The 26,236-nt window shown below is 71.8% G+C and carries 26 protein-coding genes; 18 read left to right on the top strand and 8 right to left on the bottom strand.

The window, feature by feature from the left end:
• Positions 1-21: 21 nt before the first annotated feature.
• The 4 genes from OG522_RS32095 to OG522_RS32080 all read left to right on the top strand — a co-directional run bounded on the left by OG522_RS32095 (position 22) and on the right by OG522_RS32080 (position 3,618).
• Entirely contained in the window at positions 22-699 is a 678-nt protein-coding gene (locus tag OG522_RS32095; RefSeq protein ID WP_329466540.1) for a phosphatase PAP2 family protein, read from the top strand.
• Positions 700-718: 19 nt separating this feature from the next.
• Positions 719-1,423: an HAD family hydrolase gene (locus OG522_RS32090; RefSeq protein ID WP_329466539.1), complete on the top strand. Its 705-nt coding sequence runs from the start codon at positions 719-721 to the stop codon at positions 1,421-1,423.
• A gap of 148 nt (positions 1,424-1,571) precedes the next feature.
• Positions 1,572-2,174, top strand: coding sequence for a TetR/AcrR family transcriptional regulator (locus tag OG522_RS32085; protein WP_329466538.1), 603 nt, complete (start codon positions 1,572-1,574; stop codon positions 2,172-2,174).
• Positions 2,175-2,268: 94 nt separating this feature from the next.
• Positions 2,269-3,618: an FAD-dependent oxidoreductase gene (locus OG522_RS32080; RefSeq protein WP_329466537.1), complete on the top strand. Its 1,350-nt coding sequence runs from the start codon at positions 2,269-2,271 to the stop codon at positions 3,616-3,618.
• A 53-nt stretch (positions 3,619-3,671) separates the two neighbouring features.
• Here the strand turns inward: OG522_RS32080 and OG522_RS32075 are convergent, their stop codons facing one another.
• Positions 3,672-4,034, bottom strand: coding sequence for an ArsR/SmtB family transcription factor (locus tag OG522_RS32075; RefSeq protein ID WP_329466536.1), 363 nt, complete (start codon positions 4,032-4,034; stop codon positions 3,672-3,674).
• Between the two features lie 107 nt (positions 4,035-4,141).
• On the opposite strand from OG522_RS32075, the gene OG522_RS32070 reads away from it, so the two are divergent.
• Positions 4,142-5,233, top strand: coding sequence for an NADH:flavin oxidoreductase/NADH oxidase (locus tag OG522_RS32070; RefSeq protein WP_329466535.1), 1,092 nt, complete (start codon positions 4,142-4,144; stop codon positions 5,231-5,233).
• Between the two features lie 92 nt (positions 5,234-5,325).
• On the opposite strand, the gene OG522_RS32065 is transcribed toward OG522_RS32070, so the two are convergent.
• On the bottom strand, positions 5,326-6,150 hold the full coding sequence (locus tag OG522_RS32065) for a class II aldolase/adducin family protein (RefSeq protein ID WP_329466534.1): 825 nt from the start codon (positions 6,148-6,150) through the stop codon (positions 5,326-5,328).
• Positions 6,151-6,266: 116 nt separating this feature from the next.
• On the opposite strand from OG522_RS32065, the gene OG522_RS32060 reads away from it, so the two are divergent.
• Together OG522_RS32060 and OG522_RS32055 are read left to right on the top strand one after the other, a co-directional pair.
• Complete coding sequence (locus tag OG522_RS32060; protein WP_329466533.1) at positions 6,267-6,875, top strand: TetR/AcrR family transcriptional regulator; 609 nt, start codon at positions 6,267-6,269, stop codon at positions 6,873-6,875.
• 90 nt (positions 6,876-6,965) lie between these two features.
• The gene (locus OG522_RS32055; protein ID WP_329466532.1) at positions 6,966-8,054 is read left to right on the top strand and encodes a WD40/YVTN/BNR-like repeat-containing protein; all 1,089 of its coding nucleotides are present in this window, start codon (positions 6,966-6,968) and stop codon (positions 8,052-8,054) included.
• Positions 8,055-8,100: 46 nt separating this feature from the next.
• Here OG522_RS32055 and OG522_RS32050 read toward each other — a convergent pair whose 3' ends face one another.
• Positions 8,101-8,778 carry a uracil-DNA glycosylase gene (locus OG522_RS32050; protein ID WP_329466531.1) on the bottom strand — a complete coding sequence of 226 codons (678 nt, stop codon included), beginning with the start codon at positions 8,776-8,778 and terminating at the stop codon, positions 8,101-8,103.
• A 257-nt stretch (positions 8,779-9,035) separates the two neighbouring features.
• Between OG522_RS32050 and OG522_RS32045 the strand changes: the two genes are divergently transcribed.
• Positions 9,036-10,019, top strand: a complete 984-nt coding sequence (locus OG522_RS32045) for an N-acetylglucosamine kinase (protein ID WP_329467816.1) — start codon at positions 9,036-9,038, stop codon at positions 10,017-10,019.
• A 121-nt stretch (positions 10,020-10,140) separates the two neighbouring features.
• Positions 10,141-11,070 carry a sirohydrochlorin chelatase gene (locus OG522_RS32040; protein WP_329466530.1) on the top strand — a complete coding sequence of 310 codons (930 nt, stop codon included), beginning with the start codon at positions 10,141-10,143 and terminating at the stop codon, positions 11,068-11,070.
• A 73-nt stretch (positions 11,071-11,143) separates the two neighbouring features.
• Here OG522_RS32040 and OG522_RS32035 read toward each other — a convergent pair whose 3' ends face one another.
• From OG522_RS32035 to OG522_RS32025, 3 genes are all read right to left on the bottom strand, one after another.
• A complete protein-coding gene (locus OG522_RS32035) occupies positions 11,144-12,187 on the bottom strand; it encodes a lactonase family protein (RefSeq protein ID WP_329466529.1) in 1,044 nt (347 codons plus the stop codon).
• A 221-nt stretch (positions 12,188-12,408) separates the two neighbouring features.
• On the bottom strand, positions 12,409-12,870 hold the full coding sequence (locus tag OG522_RS32030; protein ID WP_329466528.1) for a hypothetical protein: 462 nt from the start codon (positions 12,868-12,870) through the stop codon (positions 12,409-12,411).
• A gap of 219 nt (positions 12,871-13,089) precedes the next feature.
• Entirely contained in the window at positions 13,090-14,640 is a 1,551-nt protein-coding gene (locus tag OG522_RS32025; RefSeq protein ID WP_329466527.1) for an FUSC family protein, read from the bottom strand.
• Between the two features lie 224 nt (positions 14,641-14,864).
• On the opposite strand from OG522_RS32025, the gene OG522_RS32020 reads away from it, so the two are divergent.
• The gene (locus OG522_RS32020; RefSeq protein WP_329466526.1) at positions 14,865-15,341 is read left to right on the top strand and encodes an Lrp/AsnC family transcriptional regulator; all 477 of its coding nucleotides are present in this window, start codon (positions 14,865-14,867) and stop codon (positions 15,339-15,341) included.
• Positions 15,342-15,456: 115 nt separating this feature from the next.
• Here the strand turns inward: OG522_RS32020 and OG522_RS32015 are convergent, their stop codons facing one another.
• Positions 15,457-15,585: a phosphopantetheine-binding protein gene (locus OG522_RS32015; protein WP_329466525.1), complete on the bottom strand. Its 129-nt coding sequence runs from the start codon at positions 15,583-15,585 to the stop codon at positions 15,457-15,459.
• 654 nt (positions 15,586-16,239) lie between these two features.
• Here OG522_RS32015 and OG522_RS32010 point away from each other — a divergent pair.
• The 8 genes from OG522_RS32010 (at position 16,240) to OG522_RS31975 (ending at position 25,750) form a co-directional block, all read left to right on the top strand.
• Positions 16,240-16,467, top strand: coding sequence for a type A2 lantipeptide (locus OG522_RS32010; RefSeq protein ID WP_329467815.1), 228 nt, complete (start codon positions 16,240-16,242; stop codon positions 16,465-16,467).
• 75 nt (positions 16,468-16,542) lie between these two features.
• Positions 16,543-17,349, top strand: coding sequence for an HlyD family efflux transporter periplasmic adaptor subunit (locus tag OG522_RS32005; protein WP_329466524.1), 807 nt, complete (start codon positions 16,543-16,545; stop codon positions 17,347-17,349).
• Positions 17,346-19,625 carry an NHLP family bacteriocin export ABC transporter peptidase/permease/ATPase subunit gene (locus OG522_RS32000; protein ID WP_329466523.1) on the top strand — a complete coding sequence of 760 codons (2,280 nt, stop codon included), beginning with the start codon at positions 17,346-17,348 and terminating at the stop codon, positions 19,623-19,625. Before OG522_RS32005 ends, OG522_RS32000 begins: the two co-directional genes overlap by 4 nt.
• A gap of 1 nt (position 19,626) precedes the next feature.
• On the top strand, positions 19,627-22,479 hold the full coding sequence (locus tag OG522_RS31995; RefSeq protein ID WP_329466522.1) for an NHLP bacteriocin export ABC transporter permease/ATPase subunit: 2,853 nt from the start codon (positions 19,627-19,629) through the stop codon (positions 22,477-22,479).
• A gap of 220 nt (positions 22,480-22,699) precedes the next feature.
• The gene (gene htpX, locus OG522_RS31990; RefSeq protein ID WP_329466521.1) at positions 22,700-23,605 is read left to right on the top strand and encodes a zinc metalloprotease HtpX; all 906 of its coding nucleotides are present in this window, start codon (positions 22,700-22,702) and stop codon (positions 23,603-23,605) included.
• A 38-nt stretch (positions 23,606-23,643) separates the two neighbouring features.
• Entirely contained in the window at positions 23,644-24,222 is a 579-nt protein-coding gene (pspAB, locus tag OG522_RS31985) for a PspA-associated protein PspAB (protein WP_329466520.1), read from the top strand.
• A gap of 125 nt (positions 24,223-24,347) precedes the next feature.
• Positions 24,348-24,992: a phospholipase domain-containing protein gene (locus OG522_RS31980; RefSeq protein WP_329466519.1), complete on the top strand. Its 645-nt coding sequence runs from the start codon at positions 24,348-24,350 to the stop codon at positions 24,990-24,992.
• Positions 24,993-25,036: 44 nt separating this feature from the next.
• Entirely contained in the window at positions 25,037-25,750 is a 714-nt protein-coding gene (locus OG522_RS31975) for a DUF4142 domain-containing protein (protein ID WP_329466518.1), read from the top strand.
• Between the two features lie 3 nt (positions 25,751-25,753).
• On the opposite strand, the gene OG522_RS31970 is transcribed toward OG522_RS31975, so the two are convergent.
• Positions 25,754-26,230 (bottom strand): DUF3574 domain-containing protein, encoded by a 477-nt coding sequence (locus OG522_RS31970; RefSeq protein WP_329466517.1) that lies wholly within the window; start codon positions 26,228-26,230, stop codon positions 25,754-25,756.
• Between the last annotated feature and the right edge of the window lie 6 nt (positions 26,231-26,236).

Below are 26,236 nucleotides of genomic sequence, written 5' to 3'. Positions count from 1 at the left end.
GCGTCGGCTTGGATCCTCCCCATGCAGCTCGCTCCCGTCGTGCCCCGCACCCGCACCCGTCCCACCGCTCCCCTGCGCGTCGGCATCGTCTGCCTCGCCCTCGCCACGCTGCTCCTGGCCCTGGTCGTGGCCGCGTGGGGTCCGCTGATGTCCCTGGACCGTGCGGTCGCGGAGGGGCTGCACCGGGAAGCGGTCGCCGACCCCGGACTCACCCGTGTCAACCGGGTGCTGACCGACTGGGTGTGGGACCCGTGGGCGATGCGGGCCCTGCTCGCGGTCGTCGTCGGGGTGCTGCTGTGGCGCGGCGAGCGGCTCGTGGCGCTGTGGGTGGCAGCAACGAGCGCGATCGGCACGGCCGTTCAGCAAGGGGTGAAGGCGGCCGTCGGGCGGGACCGGCCGCGCTGGCCGGACCCGGTGGACTCGGCCGGCTACTCCGCCTTCCCCTCCGGCCACGCGCTGAGCGTGACGGTCGCCTTCGGGCTCCTGGTGTGGCTGCTCGCCCTGTACGGGGCCGGACCCCGGGCCCGCCGGGGCGTGCTCGCGGCCGGGGCCCTCTGTGCACTGGGCGTGGGGTTCACCCGGCTGTTCCTGGGGGTGCACTGGCTCTCGGACGTGGTGGGCGGCTGGCTGATCGGTGTGGCGGTCGTCACGCTCAGCGCGGCGGCCCACGAGCGATGGGCCTTGAACCGACGCGGGTGAGCGCGCGAGGATCGCGATCATGACGATCAAGGGCGTTCTCTTCGACTTCTCCGGGACCCTGTTTCGCATCGAACCGGTCGGCGACTGGCTCTCCGCCGTGCTCGACTCCTGCGGCATCACATTGCCGGACGACGAACTCGCCATGCGTGCAAGGGAGTTGGAGGAGGCGGGAGCGCTGCCCGGCGGCGCCAATCCGCTCCGCCTGCCCGAGCACCTGGCGGAGCTGTGGCCCGTGCGCGACCGGAGCACCGAGCTCCACCGCGAGACGTACACCGCTCTCGCGCGCCAGGTGGCGCTGCCCGATCCGCGCCTGTACGACCTGCTCTACGAACGCCACATGACCCCGGCGGCCTGGCGCCCGTACCCCGACACGAAGGCGGTGCTCGCCGGGTTGCGGGAGCGGGGCATCCCCGTCGCCGTCGTCAGCAACATCGGCTGGGACCTGCGGCCGGTCTTTCGCGCGCACGGCCTGGACTCTTTCGTGGACGCGTACCTGCTGTCCTTCGAGCACGCGGTGCAAAAGCCACACGAGCGGCTGTTCCAGCTGGCCTGTGACGCGCTGGGGCAGGATCCCCGGGAGGTGCTGATGGTCGGTGACGACCGGCGTGCGGACGGCGGGGCCGCGGCGCTCGGCTGCGCGGTGCACTTCGTGGACCATCTGCCGGTGGACGAGCGTCCGGAGGCTCTGCGGGCGGTGCTCGCGCTGGCCGGGGAAGGCCGCTGACCGGCGGTCAAGGGGCTACCCGTCCGGGGTGATCCCCCGCGTCACCCCGAACGAGCAGCCCGTTCGCGGGCCGGCCCCCGCGTAGGGGTATCGTCCCGCGACAGCCTGAGTATATTGGCTCTCAGCCAGTCAACGCAGGAGTTACAGCATGTCCCCGCGCAGCGCATCGGTCAATGAAGAGTTGCGCAGACGTTCTCGCGAGCGGCTGCTGCAAGCCACGGTGGAACTGGTGGCGGAACGCGGCTACGAGGCGACGACGCTCGGCGCTATCGCGGACCGGGCCGGTTCGGCCCGCGGTCTCGTCTCGTACTACTTCCCGGGCAAGCGGCAGTTGCTCCAGACCGCCGTGCACCGCCTCATGCATCTGAGCCTGGAGGCGGGCCTGGAGCGCGAGCCGCGGACCGCCGACGGCAGGGAGCGCCTGGCGCGTGCGATCGACGCGATCCTCGGGCTCTCGCGGGACCAGCCGGTCCTCATGCGGGCGCACATGGCGGGCATTCTCCAGGCCCAGGGCTTCGTGCAGTGCCCCGAGCAGCAGCGGCTCGCGGCCCTGCTGCGGGACACGGTCCACCGGTACGGCTCGCCCGACGTGGACGCCGACTACCCGCTGCTGCGCGCCAACCTGATGGGCGCGGTGTTCGCCGCACTGCTGCCGGGCGCGCCGATGGACACGGGCAAGTTGCGGGCCGAGCTGTTCCAGCGCTACGGACTCGACTGGGAGATGGGCGTACCGCCCGAGCAGGGCACCTGACCGGCGGCAGCCATCTGTCCGGCGGTGCGCGCCGGTGGCATCCTGAAGGTCCACTGCGGTCTTCTGCGGTTCACCTTCTTGAGGAGTGCCCGCCATGCTGCGCATCGCCGTCGTCGGGTCCGGGCCGAGCGGGGTCTACACCGCCCAGGGCCTGGTGGAGCAGAGCGCGGTGGCCGGCGTGCGGGTGGACGTCCTGGACCGGCTGCCCTGCCCGTACGGTCTCGTCCGCTACGGCGTCGCACCGGACCACGAGAAGATCAAGTCGCTCCAGAACAATCTGCGCACGGTCCTGGAGGACGACCGGGTCCGCTTCCTCGGACATGTCGAGGTGGGCCCCGGCGGCGTGCCGCCCGAGCTGCTTCTGCGGCTCTACCACGCGGTGGTGTACTGCGTCGGCGCGAAGACCGACCGGCACCTCGGCATTCCGGGCGAGGAGCTGCCGGGCAGCTTCTCCGCCACCGAGTTCGTCTCCTGGTACAGCGCGCACCCCGATGCCGACCCCAACGGCTTTGCCCTGGGCGCCCGTTCGGCGGTGGTGATCGGCGCGGGCAACGTGGCGGTCGACGTCGCGCGGATGCTGGTCCGCGGCGCCGATGAGCTGCGGCCGACCGATGTGCCGCACGCCGCGCTCGGCGCGCTCGCCGTCAGCCGGGTGCGCGAGGTGCACATGGCGGCCCGGCGCGGCCCCTCGCAGGCCCGGTTCACCACCAAGGAGCTGCGCGAGCTGGGCGCACTGCCGGGCGCCGACGTGACGGTGGCCGAGGACGAGCTGACCCTCGACCCGGACTTCGCCGATCCGGCCGCGCTGCCGGCGCCCGTGCGGCGCAACGTGGAGGTGCTGCGGGGCTGGGTAGGGCGCCCACCGCGACCCGCCGCCCGCCTGCTGCGGCTGAGGTTCTATCTGCGCCCCGTCGAGATCCTCGCGCGTGCGGGCCGGGTGGGCGCGGTGCGTTTCGAGCGGACCGCGCCGGACGGATCGGGCGGGGTGGTGGGCACCGGGGTGTACGAGGAGATCGACGCCCAGCTGGTGCTTCGGGCGGTCGGCTACCGCGGGATGCCGCCGGATGGCCTGCCGTTCGACCCGGTGTCCGGGACGGTGCCGCACGCCGCGGGCCGGGTGCTGCGCGCGGGGGCGCCGTCGCCGGGCGAGTACGTGGCGGGCTGGATCAAACGCGGGCCGACGGGCGTGATCGGCACCAACCGGCCCTGCGCGAAGGAGACGGTCGCCTCCCTCCTCCAGGACGCGCCCCGGCTCGCGCTGCGTCAGGTCCCGAGCGAACCGCTCGACGCCATGCGGGAGTTGGGGCTGCACCCGGTGACCTGGCAGGGCTGGCTGGCGATCGAACGCGCCGAAGCCGAACTCGGTCGCTCGCTGGGACGCCGCTCCGTGAAGATCGCCGACTGGGCGGGACTGCTGTCGGCAGCCGCGCCGCGGCAGGGGTGACACGGGGGCGATGGGGCGGGAGCGCGCCGCACCACGTCGCCTGCCCGGCCGGGTCAGGCCTCGTCGCCGAGCCGCTGCGCCTCACGGTCGGCCGCGCCGAGGATGCTGTCGAGCAGGCCGGGGAAGAGCGCGTCCAGGTCCGCCCGGCGCAGGCCGTTCATCTTCGCGGTGCCCCGGTAGACCTGCTGGATCACACCGCTCTCGCGCAGCACGCGGAAGTGGTGGGTGGTCGTGGACTTGGTGACGGGCAGCACGAAGTGCGAGCAGGAGAGCTCTCCTTCGGCCGTCGCGAGCGCCCGGACCACCCGCATGCGCATCGGATCGGACAGCGCGTGCAGCACGCACTCCAGGCGGATCTCCTCGCGCGCCGGGTGGGCGAGTTCACGGGTGTTCGTTGCGGTGGTCACGACAGCCATTGTACGAGACTCATCGTAGTTTGACATCCACCGTACTACGACGAGTATCGTACGAAGCGATCCCGGCGCCGCCCCGGCGCCCCGGGCCACCCCGACTGGAGTCTGCCGTGCCTGCTGCGAGTGCCCTCTTCGAGCCCTACACCCTGCGGTCCCTGACCTTCCCGAACCGGGTCTGGATGGCGCCCATGTGCCAGTACTCCGCCGAGAGCTCAGGGGACGCGGCGGGCGTGGCGACCGACTGGCACTTCGCGCACTACGCGGCCCGCGCGACCGGCGGCACGGGACTGGTCCTCGTGGAGGCCACAGCCGTCAGCACTGAGGGCCGGATCTCCCCCGGGGACCTGGGCATCTGGAACGACACCCAGGTCGAGGCGTTCCGCCGGATCACCCGTTTCCTCCGGAGCCAGGGCACCGTCCCGGGCATCCAGATCGCGCACGCCGGACGAAAGGCCTCCACGGACCGGCCCTGGCTGGGCGGCGCCCCGCTGAAGCCGCAGAGCGAGGAGGGCTGGCAGCCGGTCGGCCCGAGCCCCCTCGCCTGGGACGAGCACCACAGCGTACCGACCGAGCTGACGGTCGATCAAATCCAGGAGGTGGTGGGCCAGTTCGCCGACGCCGCCCGCCGGGCGCTGGACGCCGGTTTCAAGGTGGCCGAGATCCACGGTGCGCACGGCTATCTGATCGGTCAGTTCCTCTCGCCCCACTCCAACAAGCGCACCGACGCGTACGGCGGCTCGTTCGAGAACCGCACCCGCCTCGCCCTCGAAGTCACCGACGCCGTCCGGGCCGTGTGGCCCGAGGAACTGCCGCTGTTCTTCCGCGTCTCGGCCACCGACTGGCTGGACGAGGGCGGCTGGACCGCTGATGAGACGGTCCGCCTGGCCGCGCTGCTCAAGGAGCACGGCGTGGACCTCCTGGACGTCTCGTCCGGCGGCAACGCCTCGGGCGTACGCATCACGACCGGGCCCGGCTACCAGGTGCCGTTCGCCGCGCGAGTAAAGCAGGAGACCCCGCTGCCGGTCGCGGCGGTCGGCCTGATCACCGAACCCCGGCAGGCCGAGAAGATTCTCGCCAACGGCGAGGCCGATGCGGTCCTGCTGGGCCGCGAACTCCTGCGCAACCCGTCGTGGGCCCGCCACGCGGCCCGTGAACTGGGCGGCGAGGTGCACGTGCCGGAGCAGTACCACCGCTCGGTCTGACCTCTGGTCGGCCGTCCGAGGGGCCCGTTCACTTCGATGAACGGGCCCCTCGGCCATACCGGACCCCGGCCTCACCCGCGTTTCTCCATCAGCTAGTTGACATGATCCGGATCGGATGCGGCGATCTGGTCGTACAGCGGCTGCGCCTGGAACCAGCCCGCGAAGTGACCGCCGAGCTGATCCCGGGTGCGCAGGGCGGTCTCGCGGTCGATGTGCTTCGGGGTGCCGGCAGCCATGGCCAGCAGCTGGGCCTGGCAGGAGCGCTCCATGGTGATGAACCACCACACGGCCTCGGCCACCGAGTGCCCGACGGTCAGCAGCCCGTGGTTTTGCAGGATCACCGCCTTGTACGCACCGAGCGCCGCGCCGATCCGCTTGCCCTCCTCGGCGTCGCTGACCACGCCCCGGTAGTCGGTGTAGAGGCCGTGGTCCTCGAAGAACGCGCAGGCGTCCTGGGTGATCGGGTCGAGGGGGACGCCCAGCGAGGAGAACGCCTTGCCGTGCAGGGAGTGCGAGTGGGCGGCCGCGATCGCGTCGGGGCGGGCCTTGTGGACCTCGGAGTGGATGACGAACGCGGCGCGGTTGACCGGGCGGGCCCCGTGCAGGAGGTTGCCGTCGTGGTCGACGAGGATCAGGTCGGACGCCTTGATCTGGCCGAAGCTCATGCCGAACGGGTTCACCCAGAACCGGTCGGGGTGCTCGGGGTCGCGGACGGTGATGTGCCCCGCGACCCCTTCGGAGAATCCGAAGCGACCGAACAGCCGGAATCCGGCGGCGAGTTGCTCCTTGCGGTAGCGGCGCTCCTGTTCGGCGTCCTCGAAGACCGGCGGCATCGGAACACCGGCCCCTTCGGGCGTGGGGCCCGCGGCTCCCGCGATGACCTGGGCGGTCGTGGGGGCGGTTTCGTGGTCACTCATGAGCGTTCCTCCTGGAGGGAGCTGCCGGGGAGCACCATCGGATACATTCGTGTATCCGATACGCGTCCGGATGCTTTCCGAGGACGCATGTGCTGTCAAGGGTCCGGGAGCCGGATGTGCCCAAGGGAACGACGAAGCGCCGACCGCAGACGCTGGCCCGGCTGCTCGACGCCGCACTGGAGGTGTTCGCCGAGTCGGGGTTCGGCGCGGCCAGGATCGAGGACGTCTGCCGACGTGCCGGATACACCCGGGGCGCCTTCTACTCCAACTTCTCCTCCAAGGAGGAGCTCTTCTTCGCGCTGTTCGACGCGCACGCCGAACGCGAGCTGGAGCGGATCGGCAGGCTGGCCGCGGCCACACAGGACCACGACCTGTCGGTGGCGCGGATCGCCGCGCTGCTCGCTCACATCGGGCCCGACGAGCGCACCTGGTTCCTGGTGACGACCGAGTTCACCCTGTACGCGATCCGCAATCCCGAGGCCGCCGCGCGCCTGGCCGAGCACGACGCCAAGCTGCGCGAGGAGGCGGCCGGACTGCTCGCGGGACTGCTCGCGCGCGTCGGTCTCAGGCCGCGCGGAGATCTGACCGAATTCCTGCGGGTCGTGATCGCTCTGCGTGAGGGTGCGCTCGGGCAGAGCTATGTGGAACCGGGGGCCCTGGAGCCCGGGGCACTGGCCGAGAAGTTTCTGCCGCTCCTCGTGGCATCCGTGACCGAACCGCTCTGAACTGCTGCTTTCCTTCACTCAGAGGCCTTTGTCAGTGGCCGGGTGCACACTGGCCCCTATCCGGAACAACGGCGTTTTGGAGGGACCGGCATGACCGAGGTACTGCTCACGGTGGGTACACGCAAGGGACTCTTTCTCGGCCGCAGGCGCGGCGGGACATGGGAGTTCGACGGGCCTCACTTCAACGCCCAGGCGGTGTATTCCATCGCCATCGACACCCGGCACGGCCCGGTGCCCCGACTGCTCGTCGGCGGGGACAGCGCGCACTGGGGCCCATCGGTGTTCCACTCGGACGACCTGGGCCGGAGCTGGACCGAACCGAAGCAACCGGCCGTGAAGTTCCCCGAGTTCACGGGTGCCTCACTGGAGCGGGTGTGGCAACTGCGCCCGGCCGGACCCGAGGCGCCCGGCGTGGTGTACGCGGGCACGGAGCCGGCGGCACTGTTCCGTTCCGAGGACGGCGGGGAGAGCTTCGAGCTCGTACGGCCGCTGTGGGAGCATCCGACCCGCTCCCGATGGGTCCCCGGCGGCGGGGGCGAGGGACTGCACACCATCGTCACGGACCCGCGTGACAGCCGGGCGCTGACGGTGGCGGTCTCCACGGCGGGGGTGTTCCGCACCCGTGACGCGGGGGCGAGCTGGGCGCCCGCCAACAAGGGCGTCTCGGCGGTGTTCCTGCCGGACCCGAACCCGGAGTTCGGCCAGTGCGTCCACAAGATCGCCCAGGACCCGGGCGACCCGGACCGCATGTATCTGCAGAACCACTGGGGGGTGTACCGCAGCGACGACGCGGGCGACCGGTGGACGGACATCGGCGCCGGGCTGCCGTCCACCTTCGGCTTCGCGGCCGCCACCCATCCGCGCCGGCCGGGCACCGCGTACGTCTTCCCCATCACCGCCGACTCCGACCGGGTCCCGGCGGACAACAAGTGCCGTGTCTTCCGTACCGAGGACGCGGGCAAGACCTGGGACGCGCTCTCGGCGGGCCTCCCGCAGGACCCGCACTACGGCACGGTCCTGCGCGACGCGCTCTGCACCGACGACGCCGACCCCGCGGGGGTCTACTTCGGCAACCGCAACGGAGAGGTGTACGCGAGCGCCGACGACGGCGACAGCTGGAGCCTGCTCGCCTCACACCTGGCGGACGTGCTCTGCGTACGGGCGGCGGTGATCGGCTGACACACCACGGGAGCCTGTCGCGGCCCCCGCCGGGGCCGCTTGGCAGCTACGGCAGTCGCCAGTCGACCGGCTGGGCGCCCTGGCGCTCCAGGAGTTCGTTGGTGCGGCTGAAGGGACGCGAGCCGAAGAAGCCGCGATCGGCGGACATCGGTGAGGGGTGGGCGGATTCGATCGCCGGGAGGTCGCCGAGCAGCGGCCGCAGGTTGCGGGCGTCCCTGCCCCACAGCACCGACACCAGCGGTGTGCCGCGCGCGACCAGCGCCCGGATCGCCTGCTCCGTGACCTCTTCCCACCCCTTGCCGCGGTGGGCGGCCGGCTTGCGTGGGGCCGTCGTCAGCGCCCTGTTGAGCAGCAGCACGCCCTGCCGGGCCCAGGGCGTCAGATCTCCGTTGGAAGGGCGCGGCAGACCCAGGTCGGAGTGCATCTCCCGGAAGATGTTCTCCAGGCTGCCCGGCAGCGACCGCACCTCGGGCGAGACCGCGAAGCTCAAGCCGATGGCCATCCCCGGCGTGGGATAGGGATCCTGGCCCACGATCAGGACGCGTACGTCGTCGAAGGGCTGCTGGAAGGCCCGCAACACGTTCGCCCCCGCCGGGAGATAGGTCCGTCCGGCGGCGATCTCGGTCCGGAGGAAGTCCCCCATCGCCGCGATGCGTCCGGCCGCGGGTTCCAGGGCCTTCGCCCAGCCCGCTTCGACAAGTTCATGCAAGGGTCGTGGTGCCACGACGCGTCACTCTACTGGCCCAGGCCAGGGCGGTGCACAAGCAGCCGACCATCGCCCGCCACAACGTCTCACGGCGCTACTCTTCCCCCTCGTCCGAGACTTCGAGGCCCCCGGGGCCTGCGCAGTCGTCGAGTCGGCCGGGCGGAACGGCTCAGCGCCCGCCCGGTCACCCCGAAGGAGGGGATTGCCTTGCGTCCGGTGACCTTCAGCCGTACGAGCGAGAACCCGGGCGGCCGCTCGGGTCGGCGGTGGCCGCTGTGACGGGCGGCGAGCGCGTGTGGGTACTCGGGGCCGACTCGGGCGGATCGGGGGTGCGGTTCGCGCTGCGCCGCCTCGAACCGGGCGCGGTCGCCGAGGTGGTCGTCTCGAAGGAGCCGGTGCGTACGGGTCCCGGCGGGATCGACGCAGGACACTTCATCGAGCAACTGCTGCCCGCTGTCGATGAGTTGAGCGTGCGATCCGAGGCCGGCCGGATCGTCGCGGCGGCGGTCGGCGCGGCCGGGATGGTCGCGCTGGGGGACGACCTGCGCGCCCAACTGCCCGGGGCACTGGCCGGTTCGCTCGGGGTGCGCAGGATCGCGCTGGCCGCCGATGGCGTCACCGCGTACGCGGGTGCGCTCGGCCAGCGGCCGGGCGCGATGGTCGCTGCCGGGACCGGGATGATCGCGCTGGGCACGGATCTCACGGACTGGCGGCGGGCCGACGGCTGGGGGCATCTGCTCGGGGACTGCGGCGGCGGCGCCTGGATCGGCCGAGCGGGCCTCGAAGCGGCCCTGCGCCGCCGCGACGGGCGGCCCGGCGGCTCGGCCGCGCTGCTCGCCCGCGTCGAGGCGGTGTTCGGTGCGCCCGGCGAACTGCCGGGGCTGCTGTATCCGCGGAGCGACCGGCCCGCCGTGCTGGCCTCGTTCGCGCCCGAGGTCGCCGCCTGCGCGAAGACGGACCCAGTGGCGGCCGGCATCCTGCGGGATGCCGCGCGGCACATCGCCGCGAGCGCCGCGGCGGTCTGTCCGGGCGATGGCGGGCAGGACGGCCAAGTGGCGCTCACGGGCGGCCTGTTCAAACTGGGAGAGCCCCTTCTCGCCCCCGTGCGGGAGGAGTTCCGGCGGCAACTGCCCCGCGCGCGCACGGTCGAGGCGGCCGGGGACCCGCTCGAAGGTTCGCTGCTCATCGCGGCCGCGCTGGCCGAGGGCCGTCTGCGACTGCCGCGGGACCCGCGCATGCTGTGGATCCCGACCGAGTGAGTGCCGAGACAGATCAGGGCAGTTGATCTTTATGCCACTCTCCGGGTAAATGCGGACAGATACCGCTCAGCTGCCCCCTCCCCGAACAGCCGCCCACGCAAAACCAGTAGCATGCGGCCGCATGAGCACCCCCACTGGGCCAGCACCCGGCCTGCCCGTACGAATGCCGCGACCCCGTCAGTCCGGCCGGCACCGCCGCCCGGAACCGGTGGTTGCTCCGGAGGGCGCGCCCGCGCTCGTTCTCGCCGTTCCCGGCGTTCCCGGCCCGGCTGTGCGCAGCCTCGCCGAAGAGGTCACCAGCATCGCCCGCTCCGAGCTGCCCGGCCTCGATGCCCGCATCGGCTACCTGGACAGCGAGGACGCCGAGTCCGTCGAGTACCCCACCCTCGATGTCGTGCTCGCCCGCACCGCCGCCGAGCGCACCGCGCGCGTCGAGCAGGCGCGCGCGGCCGGCCGCGAGGTCGCCGACCCCCAGGGTCCGGTCGCCGTCGTGGTGCCGCTGCTCGCGGGCCCCGACAGCGCCCTGATCCGCCGGATACGGCAGGCCGTCATGGACAGCCGCGCCGCCGCCGAGCTGACCGATGTGCTTGGCCCGCACCCGCTGCTCGCCGAGGGCCTGCACGTGCGGCTCTCCGAGGCCGGTCTGGCCCGCGCCGACCGCGCCCGGCTCTTCACGGTCGCGACCGCCGCCGACGGGATCATCCTGACGACGGTCGGCGGCGAGGAGGCCGTGCAAGCCGCCGGGATCACCGGCATGCTGCTCGCCGCGCGGCTCGCCGTGCCGGTGATGGCCGCCGCCCTGGACCAGGAGGGCGCGATCGCGGCGATGGCCGCACAGCTGCGCGGCTCGGGTTCGGTGCAGCTCGCCGTCGCCCCGTACCTGATCGGCCCGGAGATCGCCGAGGGTCTGCTCGACGCCGCCGCGAAGGAGGCCGAATGCGCGGTCGCCGAGGCGCTCGGCGCCTACCCGGCGATCGGCAAGCTGGTGCTCTCGCAGTACGCGGCCGCGCTCGGCATCACCCCGCAGCCGCAGGGCTCGCCGGTGCACTGACCGCGCGTACGACATGACGGGTGGGGCCCGCACCGGATCTCCGGTGCGGGCCCCACCGCGTCGCGGACGGCGCTCAGCAGAAGACCACGCAGGAGGCCGCGGGGGCCGCGATCGAGCCGGCCGGGGTGGGAATCCCGGTGGCCGCGTCGATGTCGAACCAGGTGACGTCGCCGGAGCGCTCGTTGGAGACGTACAGACGGCGTCCTGACGGGTCCAGGGTGAGGTCGCGGGGCCAGTGCCCGCCACAGTCCACGGTGGCCACCAGGACGGGCTTCTCGCCGGTCGCGTCGAGCGCGAGGACGGCGATCGAGTCCTGCCCGCGGATCGCCGCCCACAGGAACCGGCCGTCGTCCGCGACGACCACTTCGGACGGGTGGGCCTCGCCGCTCGCGCCGTCCTCGACGACCGGCCTCTCGCCGAGCGGTTCGAAGGTGCCGGCCCCGGCGTCCCAGCGGCACACGGCCAGCGTCGGCGCCAGCTCGTTGAGGACGTAGGCGTACCGCCCCCCGGGGTGGAAGGCGAGGTGGCGTGGGCCGCTGCCGGGCCGCAGCGCGGTCTCGGAGTGCGGCCGGAGCACACCGGTGTCGGGGGCGAGTTCGCAGACGCGTACGGAGTCGCTGCCGAGATCGACGCTGACGACCCAGCGCCCGCTCGGGTCCGCGAGCACCTGGTGGGCGTGCGGGCCCTGTTGGCGGTCGGGGTCCGGCCCCGAACCCCGGTGTTCCAGGACGGACGCGGCCGGCCCGAGGCTGCCGTCGGGACGGACCGGGAGCACGGTGACGCTCCCCGAGTCGTAGTTGGCGGTGACGAGGTGCCCGGCGGCGAGGGCGAGGTGGGTGGGGCCCGCGCCGCCAACGGGGACGGCCTCGCCCAACCGCCGAGGCAGCGCCCCGCTGATGTCGAACGCGGCCGCGGTGCCTTGCGCACTCTCCCCCACGGCGTACAGGACGGTTCCGTCCGGCGAGGGAGCCAGGAAGGACGGGTTGAGGACGGCGGCCGAGGCGCCGAGCGGGGTGAGCGCGCCCGTCTCCTCGTCCACGGCGGCCGCGGTGATCCCGTGGCCGCCCGCCGTGGTGAACGACCCGATGAATGCCCGCGCGGCGCTGCTGGTGCCCACCGTGCTTCCCCTCTCCGCTGAACCGGCACTCCCCGCCGGTCCGCGGCCGCCCGTGGACGTGGCGGCGCCGCGAACGCGACGTACTGCTCGCCGACCGGCCCGGCCCGTCTTCGGAGACTGCCCGTGATTGGACTGCGGCCCATGATCCGGCTGCTCGGCCGACCGTAGCAGCCGGTCCGGACCAACTGGCCGCCGTGGCACGGCCGCAGGGCGAGTGGGCGTCAGCCCTCTTCGGTGGCCCCGGGGCGCAGCAGCGGGTGTACGACGCCGGGGAACACCCGGGCGCGGACGACCGGCTCGGCGGAGCCGCCCTGGATGACCGTCTCGGCGATGCCCCAGGGACGGCCGGGGAGGGTGACGGTGAGCGTGTACGAGGACGAGCAGCCGGTGCAGTCGTAGCGGTCGGCCCAGACCTCGACCTCGGTGAGGCTGCCGGGGACCCGCGCCACGTGCCGGTGCCACGCGTGGCAGCGGTCGCACCTCTCGCCGGGCTCGCACGTCCCTCCGCACGGACACGGCAGGTCGAGCGAGTCGGCGGGCCGCCAGCGCTGGGTGCGGACGGCGTCACCGGTGGCGCCCATGTCCTTCATCGCCTTCAGGTTGCGGGCGGCGACGTTGTACGACTCGCCGGTCGCCTCCATCCGGTCCCGGATCACGTCCTTGCGTCCGCGGTTCGTCGTCATCTTGTTCCTCCTGGGTTCACGCAGCCCGTCAGGAGGCTCATGAGATCGGTTCTCCCCACGGTACCTGCCGCCCCGCACGGCCGGTGACGGCCCCGGCCCGGCGGGCGCGCTCCCGCGCCGGGTCGGTGCAGGCGGTTCGGACCCAAAGCGAATCAATGCGAACGCGTAGGGGGAGCCGTCACGGTGCATGAGCCCCGGTCACCACAATTCCGGCCACCATCAGACCGGGGCGACGGGTCCTCGCAGCGGTACTGCCAGCGCTTTCAGTGCCTGTTCCAGGCCATGCAGATGGGCCAGAGCCAGCTCGCCGCCGGAAGGATGCGGTACGGCGACGGGCACGTCGATCTCGCTCCGCGTCGCTTCGGGCGTGGTCAGTGCCTGCACCGCCGCCTCCACCCGCCAGCAGGCGGCGGCGAGCCGCGCGTCGTGGGAAGCGTCGGGATCCGCCGCGACGGACGCCAGGCCCCGCACCTCCCGGGCACACCGGTCCAGCAGTTCGATCACTTGACGGGCCCGCGCCTTACGGGCCCGCAGCGGAGTGAACGGATGCACCAGGGGAGCCACCGAGAGCCTCACCCGCCCCAACAGCATTTCCAGTTCCGCGACGTACCGGGCCGGATCCGCAGCCGCAGAGCCGGCCAGCCGGGCCGCGGCTTCGGACGTGCACGCATGGACACAGTGCAGGGCCCGCTGGATCCACGCGTCGGTGGTGGCATGCGTGGTCACCGGCAGCACCAACAGCACAGCCAGCCCGGCGCCGAGCGCCCCCACTCCCGTCTCCATGACCCGCAGAGCGAGCAGCCCCGGATTCAGCACTCCCAGTAGGCCATACAGCAGCCCGGCCATCACCGTCACCGCCAGCATCATCCACGTGTACGACACCGCGGCCGAATAGAAGATGCCGAACACACACACCGCGACCAGCACAGCGGTCGGAGCACCGGCCCCATCCAGCGGGACAGCGATCACCAGGCCAAGAGCGATACCGATCACGGTCCCCAAAACCCTTCGGAAACCGCGCACCAGGGTCTCACCGCGCGAGGTGGTGTTCACGAAGATCCACCACACCGCACCCACGGCCCAATACCAGCGTTCATGCGACACCAGCTGCCCCACCAGCAGGGCGAAAGCGCCGCCCGCCATTCCCTGGACCGCCTGGCGCGTGGTCACCCGGGCGAAACCCGAACCTCCCGGCGCCACCGCCGCAACAGCGGTCGGCGACAGACGCCTCTCGTAACACCACAGGCCAAAGCGCACCGCCGACGATGCCAGCAGGGCAAGGGCCACCGCCGCATAAAGCTCCGGCAACTGGCCCGGCACCGCGTGCAGGAACTGCGCGGCGAAGAACATCATGAACGCGAATGTCCCCAGCGAGTGGCCGCGCGGCCCCCACCTGCGGGCATACATCCCCGCGCCGAGGACAGCGATGAAGGCCACGTCCCGCACCCACGGGAAATCGTGCAACACCGCCGCGAGAGCAAGCACCGGGAAACCCACCACCGGCAACAGAGCCGTCGTGACCGCCTGCCCCCGCACCGACGAGTCGGCCACCGTGAACAGAGCCAGCAGCGCGGCCAGCCCACCGGCGATCGCCGCCGGCAGCGACTGCGTGACCAGATCCGACACCGTCACCGCCAGAGCGACACCCAGGACACCCCGCGCGGCACTGCGCAAACGCAGCCGCCCCGGATCCGGCGCAACGAACACGCCCACAACGGCCCGTACCGGTACGCGCAGTCGCAACAGCCCCGGGTCCGGAGTCACAAACATCCTCTTCACGGCGGTCGCGGCGCCCCTTTCTTCCACGTTCGCTCAGGCATGACGAAGGCGCCGCGGGCCCGGACCGGCTTCATCACCGTCCCGCGCGCTGCGCAGCGCCATCTGTATTGAGAGGAAAGCATCCGGAGCGACACTGGCTCAACCGGACTCCGTAGGACTACGCCATTGGTACAGTCGAATGCCTCACTGCACGGCCAGAAGGGAGCCAACGGGACATGACGGTGGACACACTCGACACCAAGATCCTGCGGTTGCTCATCGAGCAGCCGCGCACCAGCATCCGCGAGTACGCGCGCATTCTCGGCATCGCCCGCGGCACGCTCCAGGCCAGGCTCGACCGGATGGAGCGGGACGGGGTGATCACGGGGACCGGTCCGGTCCTCTCCCCCGCCGCCCTCGGCCACCCGGTGCTCGCCTTCGTCCACATCGAGGTGACCCAGGGCCATCTGAACGAGGTCGGCGACGCGCTCGCGGAGGTCCCCGAGATCATCGAGGCGTTCTCGATCACGGGCGGCGGCGATCTGCTGACGCGGGTCGCGGCTCGCGACAACGCCCACCTCGAAGACGTCATCCAGCGGCTCATCCAGTTCCCGGGGGTCGTGCGCACCCGCACCGAGGTCGTACTGCGTGAGCGCGTGGCGCACCGCCTCCTCCCCCTCGTCGAGTCGGTGGGGCGCACCGCGGAAAGATGAAGGCGGGGTGCCCCACGACCAGCAGGTGACGGGAAGAAGTCCCCGTTCGGCACCAACTTACGGGCGCGCCAATGAAGTTGACGGGCCGTCACACCGTGAGCTCACGCCGTGGTCGTCACTCCTGTACCGACTGGAGCCCGGCGACGACCGTGGCGAGTTCTTCCAGGGTGGGTGCGTCGAAGTACGCGTCCAGGGGGACGTCGACGCCGAGCCGGTCCAGGAGCCGGGCCGAGATCTGGCTCATGGGAGGTGTGCGCGGTGCCCGCGGTCGCCGGCGCCGCCTGTTCCTGAGCCCGGACCTCTTGTGGACCCCGCTCCAGCGCGTCGGCCAACAGCACCGGCCAGGCCGGTATGCCGGGCCCCGGCCGCTCGGCGTCGAGGGGGGCCGGGGCGTCCCCGCTCATCTCGGCATCCGCCGTCGGACGGCTCATGGGCCTCTCTCCTGTCTCGGCTGATCCACCCCGGGCAGGGGGATGCGTCTCGAACGCAATCCCGATGGATCACGGAGCGGGCCGGACAACCGCACCACAGACAAGCGGAGCCGCACCTTCCGAAGATCTGCACATCGCGCGCGCAGACCCGTCACCCGGGCAATCGACAGGTTCCGCTTCTGGTTCGGGGGCGGGGGCTTTGGTACGGGAGTGTCCGACTTGACGGGTCGCCAGACACCGGCCGGAGGAATTCGTCGCGTGAAGGCTCGTGAAGCGTGTGAAGGAATTGCCCCCGAACCATGAACGCACCTGCACGCGCCGGTAATTCAAGGCGGTGGGGAACCCCTGTTCAAAGCCCGTTCGATTCGCAGTGACAGCAGTCGGCGTGCTTTGATCCTGGCCACTGCGGGAGCCCCGCCAACGGGTTCCCGAGATGAAGAAATGTCCCCATGAAAGGCAGTCTCCCCATGAACAACGCTCCCCAGGTCGAGACCCTCGAAATCTCCGACGCCGACCTGGACAACGTGTCCGGCGGCCTGGTCGGCACCGCGCTCGGCAACGTGACCGGCACCGCCGACTCCGTTCTGCCGGTCTCCGGCATCGTCGGCTCGGTCACGGGCCTCGTCGGCTCGGTCACCGGTGTGAACACCGGCGCCGTCACCGGTCTCGCCACCGGTCTCGTCGCGGGTCTCTGATATCGCGCGTGAGCCCCGGAACCCGCTCGGTTCCGGGGCTCATTGCGGATGGTTAAAGGTTAAGGAAAAGGTTCCGTGCAGTTTCGCCAGCAGGCCCTTTCCAAACTGCAGTCACCGGAGGAACTCGACCTTCCGGTGCGTTTTGCGCGCCCGCAGGGCCGGCTCGTTCTGCTGATCACGGTGGTCGTCATGGCGGCCGCCACGTTCTGGGCCGTTACGGGTTCCGTTTCCTCCACAGTGGACGCACCCGGCATCCTCACTCACGCACAGGGCAGCTACGCCCTGCAGAGCCCGGTAGCGGGCCAGATCACCACGGTGTTCGCCCGCGAGGGCCAGAACCTGCCGGCCGATGCGCCGCTCCTCAAGGTCCGTACCGCCCAGGGCGACCGGGTGGTCCGCACGATCGCGGCCGGGCACCTGACGAGCCTGGTCGCCACGATCGGCTCGGTCGTCGCCACGGGCACGAACGTCGCGAGCGTGGAACGCACCGACGGCGCCGACGACCCCCTGATCGCGATGCTGTACCTGCCCGGCGACGGCGCGACGACCGTCCCGGTGGGCGCCCCCGTCGATCTCACCGTGCAGTCGGTACCGGCCGAGCAGTACGGGGTGCTGCGCGGCACGGTCGCCGCGGTCGGGCGGACGCCCGAAACCCGTGAGCAGATCTCCGCCTTCCTCGGCGACGGGCAACTCGCCGAACAGTTCTCGCAGCACGGCAGGCCGCTGGCGGTCCTGGTGCGTCTCACGCCCGCGCCCGCCACGAAGTCCGGGTACACATGGTCGTCCGCCGGGGGCCCGCCGTTCGCCGTCGACTCCATGACCCAGGCCACCGGCACCGTCCATCTGGCCGACCGGCGTCCCATCGATTGGCTGCTCCCGTGACCGCACCACAAACCTCCCCCACCGCCCAGCAGCTTCCGCCCACCGGCCACGGGCGCCGTCGGCCGGCCAACTCGCCCGACGGCGGCCGCCGTTCGCGGGGCCGCCAGGCGCCGAAGGCGAAGCGGACCACGACCGTACGCACTCCCACGGTCCTCCAGATGGAGGCGCTGGAGTGCGGCGCCGCCTCGCTGGCCATGGTGCTCGGCCACTACGGCCGCCACGTCCCCCTCGAAGAACTGCGCATCGCGTGCGGCGTCTCGCGCGACGGCTCGCGGGCCAGCAACGTCCTGAAGGCCGCCCGCAGTTACGGGCTCACCGCCAAGGGCATGCAGATGGAACCCGCCGCGCTCGCCGACGTGCAGGCGCCCGCGATCCTGTTCTGGGAGTTCAACCACTACGTCGTGTACGACGGCATGGGACGGCGCCTGGGCCGCCGGGGCGTACACATCAACGACCCGGACAAGGGCCGCCGCTTCGTGCCGGCCGAGGACTTCGACACCAGCTTCACCGGTGTCGTCCTGGTCCTGGAACCCGGTCCCGGTTTCCGGCGCGGCGGACGCAAGCCCGGCGTCCTGGGCGCGCTGCCCGCGCGGCTGCGCGGCACCACGGGCACCATGCTGGCCTCGCTGCTCGCCAGCCTGCTGCTCGTCGCGGTCGGTGCGACGCTGCCCGCGCTGAGCCGCACCTACATCGACCTATTTCTGATAGGCCATCAGACCTCGTTGCTCGGCGTGCTGTTCGCGGCGATGGGCACCATGGTGGCGCTGACCGCGGTGCTGACCTGGCTACAGCAGGCGAATCTGCTGCGCGGGCGCATCATCTCGTCCACGCTGAGCAGCGCCCGCTTCTTCCGGCACCTGCTGAGGCTGCCGGTCACCTTCTTCGCGCAGCGCAGCCCCGCCGATCTCGTCCAGCGGCTCCAGTCCAACGACGCGGTGGCCGAGACCCTGGCCCGCGATCTCACCGCGGCGGGCGTCGACGGCATCGTCGTACTGCTCTACGCGTTCCTGCTCTGGAGCTACGATCCTCAGCTCACCGTCATCGGGGTCGGCATCGCGCTGCTCAACGTCGTCGCGATGCGCATCGTCGTCCGGCTGCGGGCCACCCGCACGCAGAAGCTGCGGGCCGACAGCGCCCGGCTCACCAACACCTCGTACACCGGGCTCCAGTTGATCGAGACGATGAAGGCCACCGGTGGCGAGAACGGGTACTTCCGCCGCTGGGCGGGCCAGCACGCGACCACGCTTGAGGAGCAGCAGCGGCTCGGTGTGCCGAGCGCCTGGCTCGGTGTCGTCGCGCCGCTGCTCGCCACCCTGAACAGTGCGCTGATCCTGTGGATCGGCGGGCTGCGGGCGGTGGAGGGGCACATCTCGATCGGGCTGCTCGTCGCCTTCCAGGCGCTGGTGACCCGCTTCACGGCGCCCGTCACCCGGCTCAACGGGGTGGCGGGCCGCATCCAGGACTTCGCGGCGGACGTCGCCCGGCTCAAGGACGTCGAGAACTTCCCGGTGGACTCGCTGCACTCGCGCCCCGAACCGGCAATGAGCACGCGCCGGCTCAAGGGCCATGTGACCCTTGAGGACATCACCTTCGGCTACAGCCCGCTCGACAAGCCCCTCCTGACGGGGTTCTCGCTGACCGTCGGGCCGGGGCAGCAGGTGGCGCTGGTCGGTGGCTCGGGAAGCGGCAAGTCGACTGTCTCCCGGCTGATTTCGGGCCTGTACGCGCCGTGGGAGGGCACGATCCGCATCGACGGGCAGCGCCTTGAGGACATCGCGCGCGGGGCGCTCGCCGCCTCGGTCTCCTTCGTCGACCAGGACGTGTTCCTCTTCGAGGGCACGGTGCGCGACAACGTGGCGCTGTGGGACCCCTCGATCCCCGACGACGCGGTGATCGCCGCCCTGAAGGACGCGGCCCTGTACGAGGTCGTCGCACGCCGGCCCGGCGGCATCCACAGCCGGGTGGAGCAGGACGGGCGCAACTTCTCCGGCGGGCAGCGCCAGCGTCTTGAGATCGCCCGCGCGCTGGTGCGCCGGCCGAGCATCCTGGTCCTTGACGAGGTCACCAGCGCCCTGGACGCCGAGACCGAGCACCTCATCATCGACAACCTGCGCCGCCGCGGCTGCGCCTGCGTGGTGATCGCGCACCGTCTGAGCACGGTCCGCGACAGCGACGAGATCCTGGTGCTCGACCACGGCAGTGTGGTGGAACGCGGCCGCCACGAGGAGCTGGTGGCCGCCGGGGGACCGTACGCCGAGCTGGTCAGGGAGCACTGAGGTGACGTCCGTACATCCCCTGGCGGACCCGGGCGCGGCCGGGCACGACCCGGTCATCGGCGCGCTCGGCGGCTTGGGCCACCAGGTCGACTGCACTGGTCTGCGCAGCCTGTCCCTTGAGGGGCCGCAGGTGCTGTGGCTCGTCGTGGCCGGCGCGCTCGACCTGTTCGCGGTCGACGCGGCGGAGCAGGGCCACTGGCACTTCCTCGGCCGCCTCGAACCGGGCACCCTGCTGCTCGGCCCGGTCGACGGCCTTCGGCACACCCTCGTCGGCCGCCCTCTGCGGGAGTGCGTGCTGCGCCGGATACCGCTGCGGGAGCTGTACCGGTATCCCGGCGCCGGCGGCCACGAGGTCCCGTACGGCAGCCAGTACGACACCGGGGACGCGGCGCTCAGTCTCCTGGAGCACGCCTTCTCGCTCGGTGCCGGGCGCGGCCAGCGGGTGCTGTTCGAGGCGCCGCTGGACGGCCGCACCACCCCCGACGAGGCGGTCGCCGACGACGACGTGCTGTGGCTTCCGGTGTCGCCGGGCAGTGTGCAGTACGGCGCGGCGTTCAGCGCCGAGGCCACCGGTGACCTGCTCGTCGACGGTGAGCTGTGGCAGGGCATGGTCAACCGGCAGTATCGGTTGCTGGCCGCGCTCGACCGCTGGATCGAGCGCATGGAGCGTGCCCACGAGGACCGTACGGCGGCCGGGATCAAGGCGGGCGAAGCCGTTCGCGACGAGGCCGACCGGGCGCTGCTCACCTCCATGGGCCGGACCCGCAAGGCCCCTTCGCGCACGGCGGGCTCCGGTGACGACGCGACGTACGCGGCCTGCCGGCTCGTCGCCGACGCGGCCGGGATCACGCTCGCGGACCCCGCGCACGGCGGTGCGGTGAGCGACCGGATCGATCCGGTCGAGCAGGTCGCGGTCGCCTCCCGCATCCGTACCCGGCCGGTCCGGCTCGACGGCCGCTGGTGGCAGCAGGACGCGGGCCCGCTGGTGGGGCACCGCACGGCGAGCGGCACCGCGGTCGCGCTGCTGTGGCGCCGCGGCGGGTACGAGGCGGTACACCCGGTGTCCGGCCGGCGTACCCGCGTGGACGCCGGCAACGCGCAGGAGTTCGAGCAGCGTGCCGTCATGTTCTACCGGCCCCTGCCGGAGCGCCCGCTGGGCAAGTGGGGGCTGCTGCGGTTCAGTCTGCGCGGCACCCGGGGCGATGTGCGCCGTCTGGTGCTCGCCGGTCTGGTGACGGTGGCGCTCGGCGCACTGGTGCCGATCGCCACCGGCCAGGTGCTCGGCGTCTATGTACCGCGCGCCGAGAACGACCTCATCGTGCAGGTCTCGCTCGCCGTCATCGTCACCGGCATCGTGTCGGCGGCCTTCATGCTGCTCCAGAACCTGACCATCCTGCGTATGGAGGGACGCATCGAGAGCACCCTCCAACCCGCCGTGTGGGACCGGCTGTTGAGGCTGCCGACGAAGTTCTTCACCGAGCGCTCCACCGGTGAGCTGGCGAGTGCGGCGATGGGGGTCAGCGCGATCCGCCGGGTCCTTTCGGGCATCGGCCCGGTCGCCGTGCAGGCGGGCACGGTCGGCGTGATGAACCTCGTCCTGCTGCTGTGCTTCAGTGTGCCGCTGGCGCTCACCGCGCTCGCGATGCTGGTCGTGATCGCGGCGGTCTTCCTCACCATGGGACTGTGGGAACTGCGCTGGCAGCGCCGGCTGGTGGAGCTCGGCAACAAGCTCAACAACCAGGCGTTCCAGACCCTGCGCGGGCTGCCCAAGCTACGTGTCGCGGCGGCGGAGAGCTTCGCGTACGGAGCCTGGGCGGGGGAGTTCGCCCGCAGCAGGGAGCTGCACAAGCGGGCGGGCCGGATCAAGAACCTGACGACGGTCCTCAACGCGGTGTACCTGCCGCTGTGTTCGCTCGTCATGTTCGTGCTGCTCGCCGGACCGGCCCGCGGGTCCCTGTCGGCCAGTGCGTTCCTGACGTTCAACACGGCGGTGACGATGCTGCTCACGGCGGTCACCCAGCTCACCGGGGCGTTCATCTCGGCCGCCGCGGTGCTGCCCATGTTCGAGCAGATCAGGCCGGTGCTCGACGAGGCGCCGGAGGTGCGTGGGGCCAGCACCCAGCCCGGCGAGCTGTCCGGCGAGATCGAGGCCAGGGGCCTGTCCTTCCGCTACACCGACGACGGGCCGCTGGTCCTGGACGAGGTGTCCCTGAAGGTGCGGCCCGGCGAGTTCGTGGCCGTCGTCGGCCCCAGCGGCTGCGGCAAGTCGACGCTGCTGCGGCTGCTCATCGGCTTCGACACCCCGGTCGCGGGCAGCGTGCTCTACGACGGCCAGGACCTGGCGGCCCTCGACCGGGCGGCCGTGCGCCGCCAGTGCGGAGTGGTGCTGCAAAACGCCCAGCCGCTCAGCGGGTCGATCCTGGACTGCATCTGCGGTGCGGAGGTGTTCACGCAGGAGGAGGCGTGGGAGGCGGCCGCGATGGCGGGCCTGGCCGAGGACATCAAGCGGATGCCGATGGGCCTGCACACCATGATCTCCGGCGGCGGCGCCATCTCGGGCGGCCAGCGGCAGCGGCTCATGATCGCCCAGGCGCTGGTCAGGCGCCCGCGCGTGCTGTTCTTCGACGAAGCCACCAGCGCTCTCGACAACGAGACCCAGCGGGTCGTGATCGAGAGCACCCGGGCGCTGCGCGCCACCCGTTTCGTGATCGCCCACCGGCTGTCCACGGTCCTGGACGCCGACCGGGTGATCGTCATGTCCGAGGGCCGCATCGTCCAGCAGGGCCCGCCCGCCGAGCTCCTCGCCGACCCGTCCGGACGTCTGCACGAGCTGGTGCGCCGACAGCTGCGCTGACCGGTCCGTGGCCTTCGGAACGGCCCACGTCCCCCGCGCGGGATTCGTCCCGTACGAGCACCGCCGCCGGGGCCCGCGCGGTGGCATGGTGGAGGGTGAGCACCACTGCACCGGTTCTGGAGCACGCCATGATCAACAGGAATGCGCCACTCGTCCCGAGGCTTCCCGCGCGGGCCCGCGCCCGCTCGGGCGGCACCGACGCGGGGACGGAGTGACGGCCGTGCACAGCCGCTTCGCCCCCGACCGGCAGCTGACCGCGCGCATGCTGCTCACGGTGTTCCTGCTCGGGCTGCTGTACGTGGCGTTCGTGGCCGCGCTCCTGGTCCTGCTCAGGTCGACGGTGGTGGTCGTCGTGGTGGCGGCGGCCGTGCTGTTCTCGCAGTACTGGTTCTCCGACCGGGTCGCCCTGTACGCGATGCACGGCCGGGTCGTGACCCGCGAGCAGCAGCCCCAGCTGCACGGCATCGTCGACCGCCTGTGCGCCACCGCCGACATGCCGAGGCCTCAGATCGCCGTCTCCGACATCGATCTGCCGAACGCGTTCGCGACCGGACGCAACGCCGATCACGCCGTGCTCTGTGTCACCACCGGGCTGCTGCGCCGGCTGGAGCCCGACGAGCTGGAGGGGGTGCTGGCCCACGAACTCTCGCACGTCGCACACCGCGACGTGGCGGTGATCACCGTCGCCTCGTTCCTGGGCGTCATCGCCGGGCTGATCGTCCGCTTCGCGTTCTACTCCGAGCTGTACGGCGGGCGCGGCCGTCGCGACCAGAACACCGTCGCCGTGCTGATGGCCGTCATGGCGGTGGCCGCGCTGGTGTACTCGCTCAGCTTCCTCCTGATCCGGGCGCTCTCGCGCTACCGGGAACTGGCCGCCGACCGGGCCGGGGCGTTGCTCACCGGGCATCCCTCCGCCCTCGCCTCGGCGCTGACCAAGCTGGACGGGGACATTTCCCGGATCCCCAGCAAGGACCTGCGGACGGCGAGCGCGTTCAACGCCTTCTACTTCGTCCCGGCCCTCGGCGAGGGAAGCAGTATCGCGCGGCTCTTCGCCACCCACCCGAGCCTGGAACAGCGCCTGGACCGGCTGGCCACGATCTCCGCCGAGCTGGGACGTCCGGCCTGACCGCACCAGCCGTCACCCCCTGACCGAGGACGGAGCACATGGGATTCCTGGACATCCTGCTGGGCCGTACCCGGCCCGCCCCGCCCGATCTGGACCAGCTGTTCGCGCTGCCGTCGGCGGCCGTCACCGTGCAGGCGGCCGCCGGATTCACGCCGACCGGGCAGGGCTCGGTGTGCTTCAGCACGGTCGAGGGCACGGCGTTCGCCCAGATCCGCCAGGACGTCACGGACCTACTGAACGCGGACAGCGAACGGGCCCGCGCCTCGGTGGAGTTCAGCCGGGACGCGTACGGATACTCATGGCTGCTCTCCCGCCGGGAGCCGGGCGACCTCACCGCGCTCGTCGGTGATCTGCACGCCGTGAACACCGCCCTCGAAGGATCCGGCTTCGGGCCCCAACTCCTGTGCTCCCTGGTCGGGTTCGCCGATCCGCAGGGGCATCGGTTCGCCCTGGTGTACCTGTACAAACGCGGCACCTTCTACCCGTTCGCCCCATTGCCGGGCGAGCGGCGTGACAACGCGCTCGAACTCCGCGTCAGGGCCGTCCTCGCCGACGACCTGCGCGTCGAACCGGACCTGTCCCGCTGGTTCCCGGTCTGGGGCGCACCCGGCCTGTGAGCGGGCCTGCCCACGCCGCTCACACCATCAACAGATCTTCTTCCGCCCCAAGATGAACATCCGCCTCCTCTTTCCCGTAGTGAAGGAAGTCCCTGTCGCGCCCCCTCACTACGAAAGGGACGCACATGCCTTCTGCGAGGAACGCACGCCGTGCGAGCAGGCGGAGCACGCTCGGCTGGGCCGCCGTCCTGGTGGCCACGGCCATGACGGCCGGCCCGGTCGCGACGGGCACGGCGGCGGCCGCACAAGCCCGCTCCGCGCACCGGTCGGCGGCCCGCGGGCCCGTGCCGTCCGTCACCTCGGCGGACGACTGCGCCGGCGGCGGCGTGGACGTCACGGCGAGCAACACGGGCGACGCGCCGTTCGGCTTCGCCCTGGCGGGAGTCGCGGTGACCGTCGGGCCGGGCCGCTCCAGGACCGTCACCGTGCCGGTCGCCGAGCACCAGAGCTACGACTTCACCGTGCTGGGGCCCGGCGGTTTCCACCAGGACGTGACGGGCGTCCTGACCTGCGCGGCGAACTCCGTGGCGGCCGGCGATGGCACGACGCCCTCCCCGCCCTCCCCGCCCTCCCCGCCGCCCGCGACCGGCAGCGACCGGGGGGCCGGCACGCTGCTCATCCCCGTCACGCCCCGCGGCTCCCCCGCGGATCCCGGCGACCGCCGCCTGGCGATCGCCGGGATCACCGACCTCGACTCGCTGTTCACGGGCACGGTCCTGGTCCTGCTCGGCGTGATGGTCTTCGTCATCCGCCGGCTCCGCATCCCCTAGGACGTCGCCCTCGCGCGCGACCCACTTCAGGAGGCACTTCTCTCATGCGTCGCATCGTCTTCTCCAGCACCGGCCTGGTCCTGCTCGCCCTGATAGCGACGGTGGGCGCACTGTCCTATCCGGTCTGGTCCTACGCGAGCCGTTCGGGAACCGGGCTCGCCAATCTCAACTCCAGTACGGTGCCGACCCGTTGGGGCCCGCTCTCCGCCGCCGACCGCGACTTCATCACCCGCGTCAGACTCGCGGGGCTCTGGGAGCTGCCCGCGGGGCAGCAGGCCATGGAGCGGGCGCCCACCGAGGCCGTCAAGACGGCGGGCGAGCACCTCGTCCAGGGTCATACGTTCCTCGACGCCCGGGTGCGGGAGGTGGCGGCGCAGCTCGGCATGGAGCTGCCGAGCCAGCCCAATACGCTGCAACAGGGCTGGCTGCGCACCCTGACGGCCGACACGGGCACGGCGTACGAGCGCGACTTCGCCAACCTGCTGCGTTCCGCGCACGGCCAGGTCTTCGCCCTGATCGCACAGATCCGGGCGAACACCCGTAATTCCCTGGTCCGTTCACTGGCCGACGACACGAACACGACCGTCCTCGACCACATGAAGGTCCTGGAGGGGACCGGCTTCGTCGACTTCGACGGCCTGGCCCGGGGCGCCGTGGCCTCCGCGACCGCGAGCCCCACCGGACCGCCGCCGCCCGCTGCGGGGTCAACTCCCCCTCCGGCGGCTCCTGTTCAGGCCGTGCCCACCTACCAGCCGTAGGGGTCAGAAGGCGGCCTGGGCCTTGACATCGGCCCGGCCGACGGATTCCAGGCCGTACATCGTGCAGTACAGGTGGCGGATGTACTCGATCTCGGGATCGTGTGTGCGGGCCTCCGATGTGGGATACAGCACGGTCAGCTCGTAGGAGATCTCGCGGTTGATGCTCCCCGTCTTGTCACGCCACTGGCCGCGGCCCTGCTGGATGGTCAGCCCGGAGGGGAACCGGGGGGTGACCACATCGGCGACGAACTTCATGAACTCGTCGTCGGTGATGGGCGGTTGGCCTCCGTGGCGGCCCGTCCCGAAGTAGAGGTGGGTGGCCAGATAGGGGCTGCCGGTGCCCTTGGCGGTGTCCGACACCGCCACCGGTGCTGTTGACGTGCCGTAGGCGACGTCGGCCACCGGTCCGCCGGTGGCGAAGAGGAGAACGACCGCCACGAAAGCGGCGGCCGCGGGCGTCGACACGCGTATGTGGAGCATGTTGTC

The sequence above is a fragment of the Streptomyces sp. NBC_01431 genome, assembly GCF_036231355.1.
In the GTDB taxonomy this organism is placed as follows: Bacteria; Actinomycetota; Actinomycetes; order Streptomycetales; family Streptomycetaceae; genus Streptomyces.
The sequence above is the reverse complement of the archived record's forward strand: the minus strand, read 5'-3'. Positions and strand labels throughout refer to the sequence as shown.

Coding starts and splice junctions, on each gene's coding strand:
- OG522_RS32065 (WP_329466534.1), bottom strand. CDS start 6,150: ATGAGTGACCACGAAACCGCCCCCACGACCGCCCAGGTCATCGCGGGA.
- OG522_RS32015 (WP_329466525.1), bottom strand. CDS start 15,585: ATGAGCCAGATCTCGGCCCGGCTCCTGGACCGGCTCGGCGTCGACGTC.
- OG522_RS32010 (WP_329467815.1), top strand. CDS start 16,240: ATGAACAACGCTCCCCAGGTCGAGACCCTCGAAATCTCCGACGCCGAC.
- OG522_RS32090 (WP_329466539.1), top strand. CDS start 719: ATGACGATCAAGGGCGTTCTCTTCGACTTCTCCGGGACCCTGTTTCGC.
- OG522_RS31980 (WP_329466519.1), top strand. CDS start 24,348: ATGCCTTCTGCGAGGAACGCACGCCGTGCGAGCAGGCGGAGCACGCTC.
- pspAB (WP_329466520.1), top strand. CDS start 23,644: ATGGGATTCCTGGACATCCTGCTGGGCCGTACCCGGCCCGCCCCGCCC.
- OG522_RS31975 (WP_329466518.1), top strand. CDS start 25,037: ATGCGTCGCATCGTCTTCTCCAGCACCGGCCTGGTCCTGCTCGCCCTG.
- OG522_RS32020 (WP_329466526.1), top strand. CDS start 14,865: ATGACGGTGGACACACTCGACACCAAGATCCTGCGGTTGCTCATCGAG.
- OG522_RS32085 (WP_329466538.1), top strand. CDS start 1,572: ATGTCCCCGCGCAGCGCATCGGTCAATGAAGAGTTGCGCAGACGTTCT.
- OG522_RS32055 (WP_329466532.1), top strand. CDS start 6,966: ATGACCGAGGTACTGCTCACGGTGGGTACACGCAAGGGACTCTTTCTC.
- OG522_RS32075 (WP_329466536.1), bottom strand. CDS start 4,034: ATGGCTGTCGTGACCACCGCAACGAACACCCGTGAACTCGCCCACCCG.
- OG522_RS32040 (WP_329466530.1), top strand. CDS start 10,141: ATGAGCACCCCCACTGGGCCAGCACCCGGCCTGCCCGTACGAATGCCG.
- OG522_RS32025 (WP_329466527.1), bottom strand. CDS start 14,640: ATGTTTGTGACTCCGGACCCGGGGCTGTTGCGACTGCGCGTACCGGTA.
- OG522_RS32080 (WP_329466537.1), top strand. CDS start 2,269: ATGCTGCGCATCGCCGTCGTCGGGTCCGGGCCGAGCGGGGTCTACACC.
- OG522_RS32095 (WP_329466540.1), top strand. CDS start 22: ATGCAGCTCGCTCCCGTCGTGCCCCGCACCCGCACCCGTCCCACCGCT.
- OG522_RS31970 (WP_329466517.1), bottom strand. CDS start 26,230: ATGCTCCACATACGCGTGTCGACGCCCGCGGCCGCCGCTTTCGTGGCG.
- OG522_RS32030 (WP_329466528.1), bottom strand. CDS start 12,870: ATGACGACGAACCGCGGACGCAAGGACGTGATCCGGGACCGGATGGAG.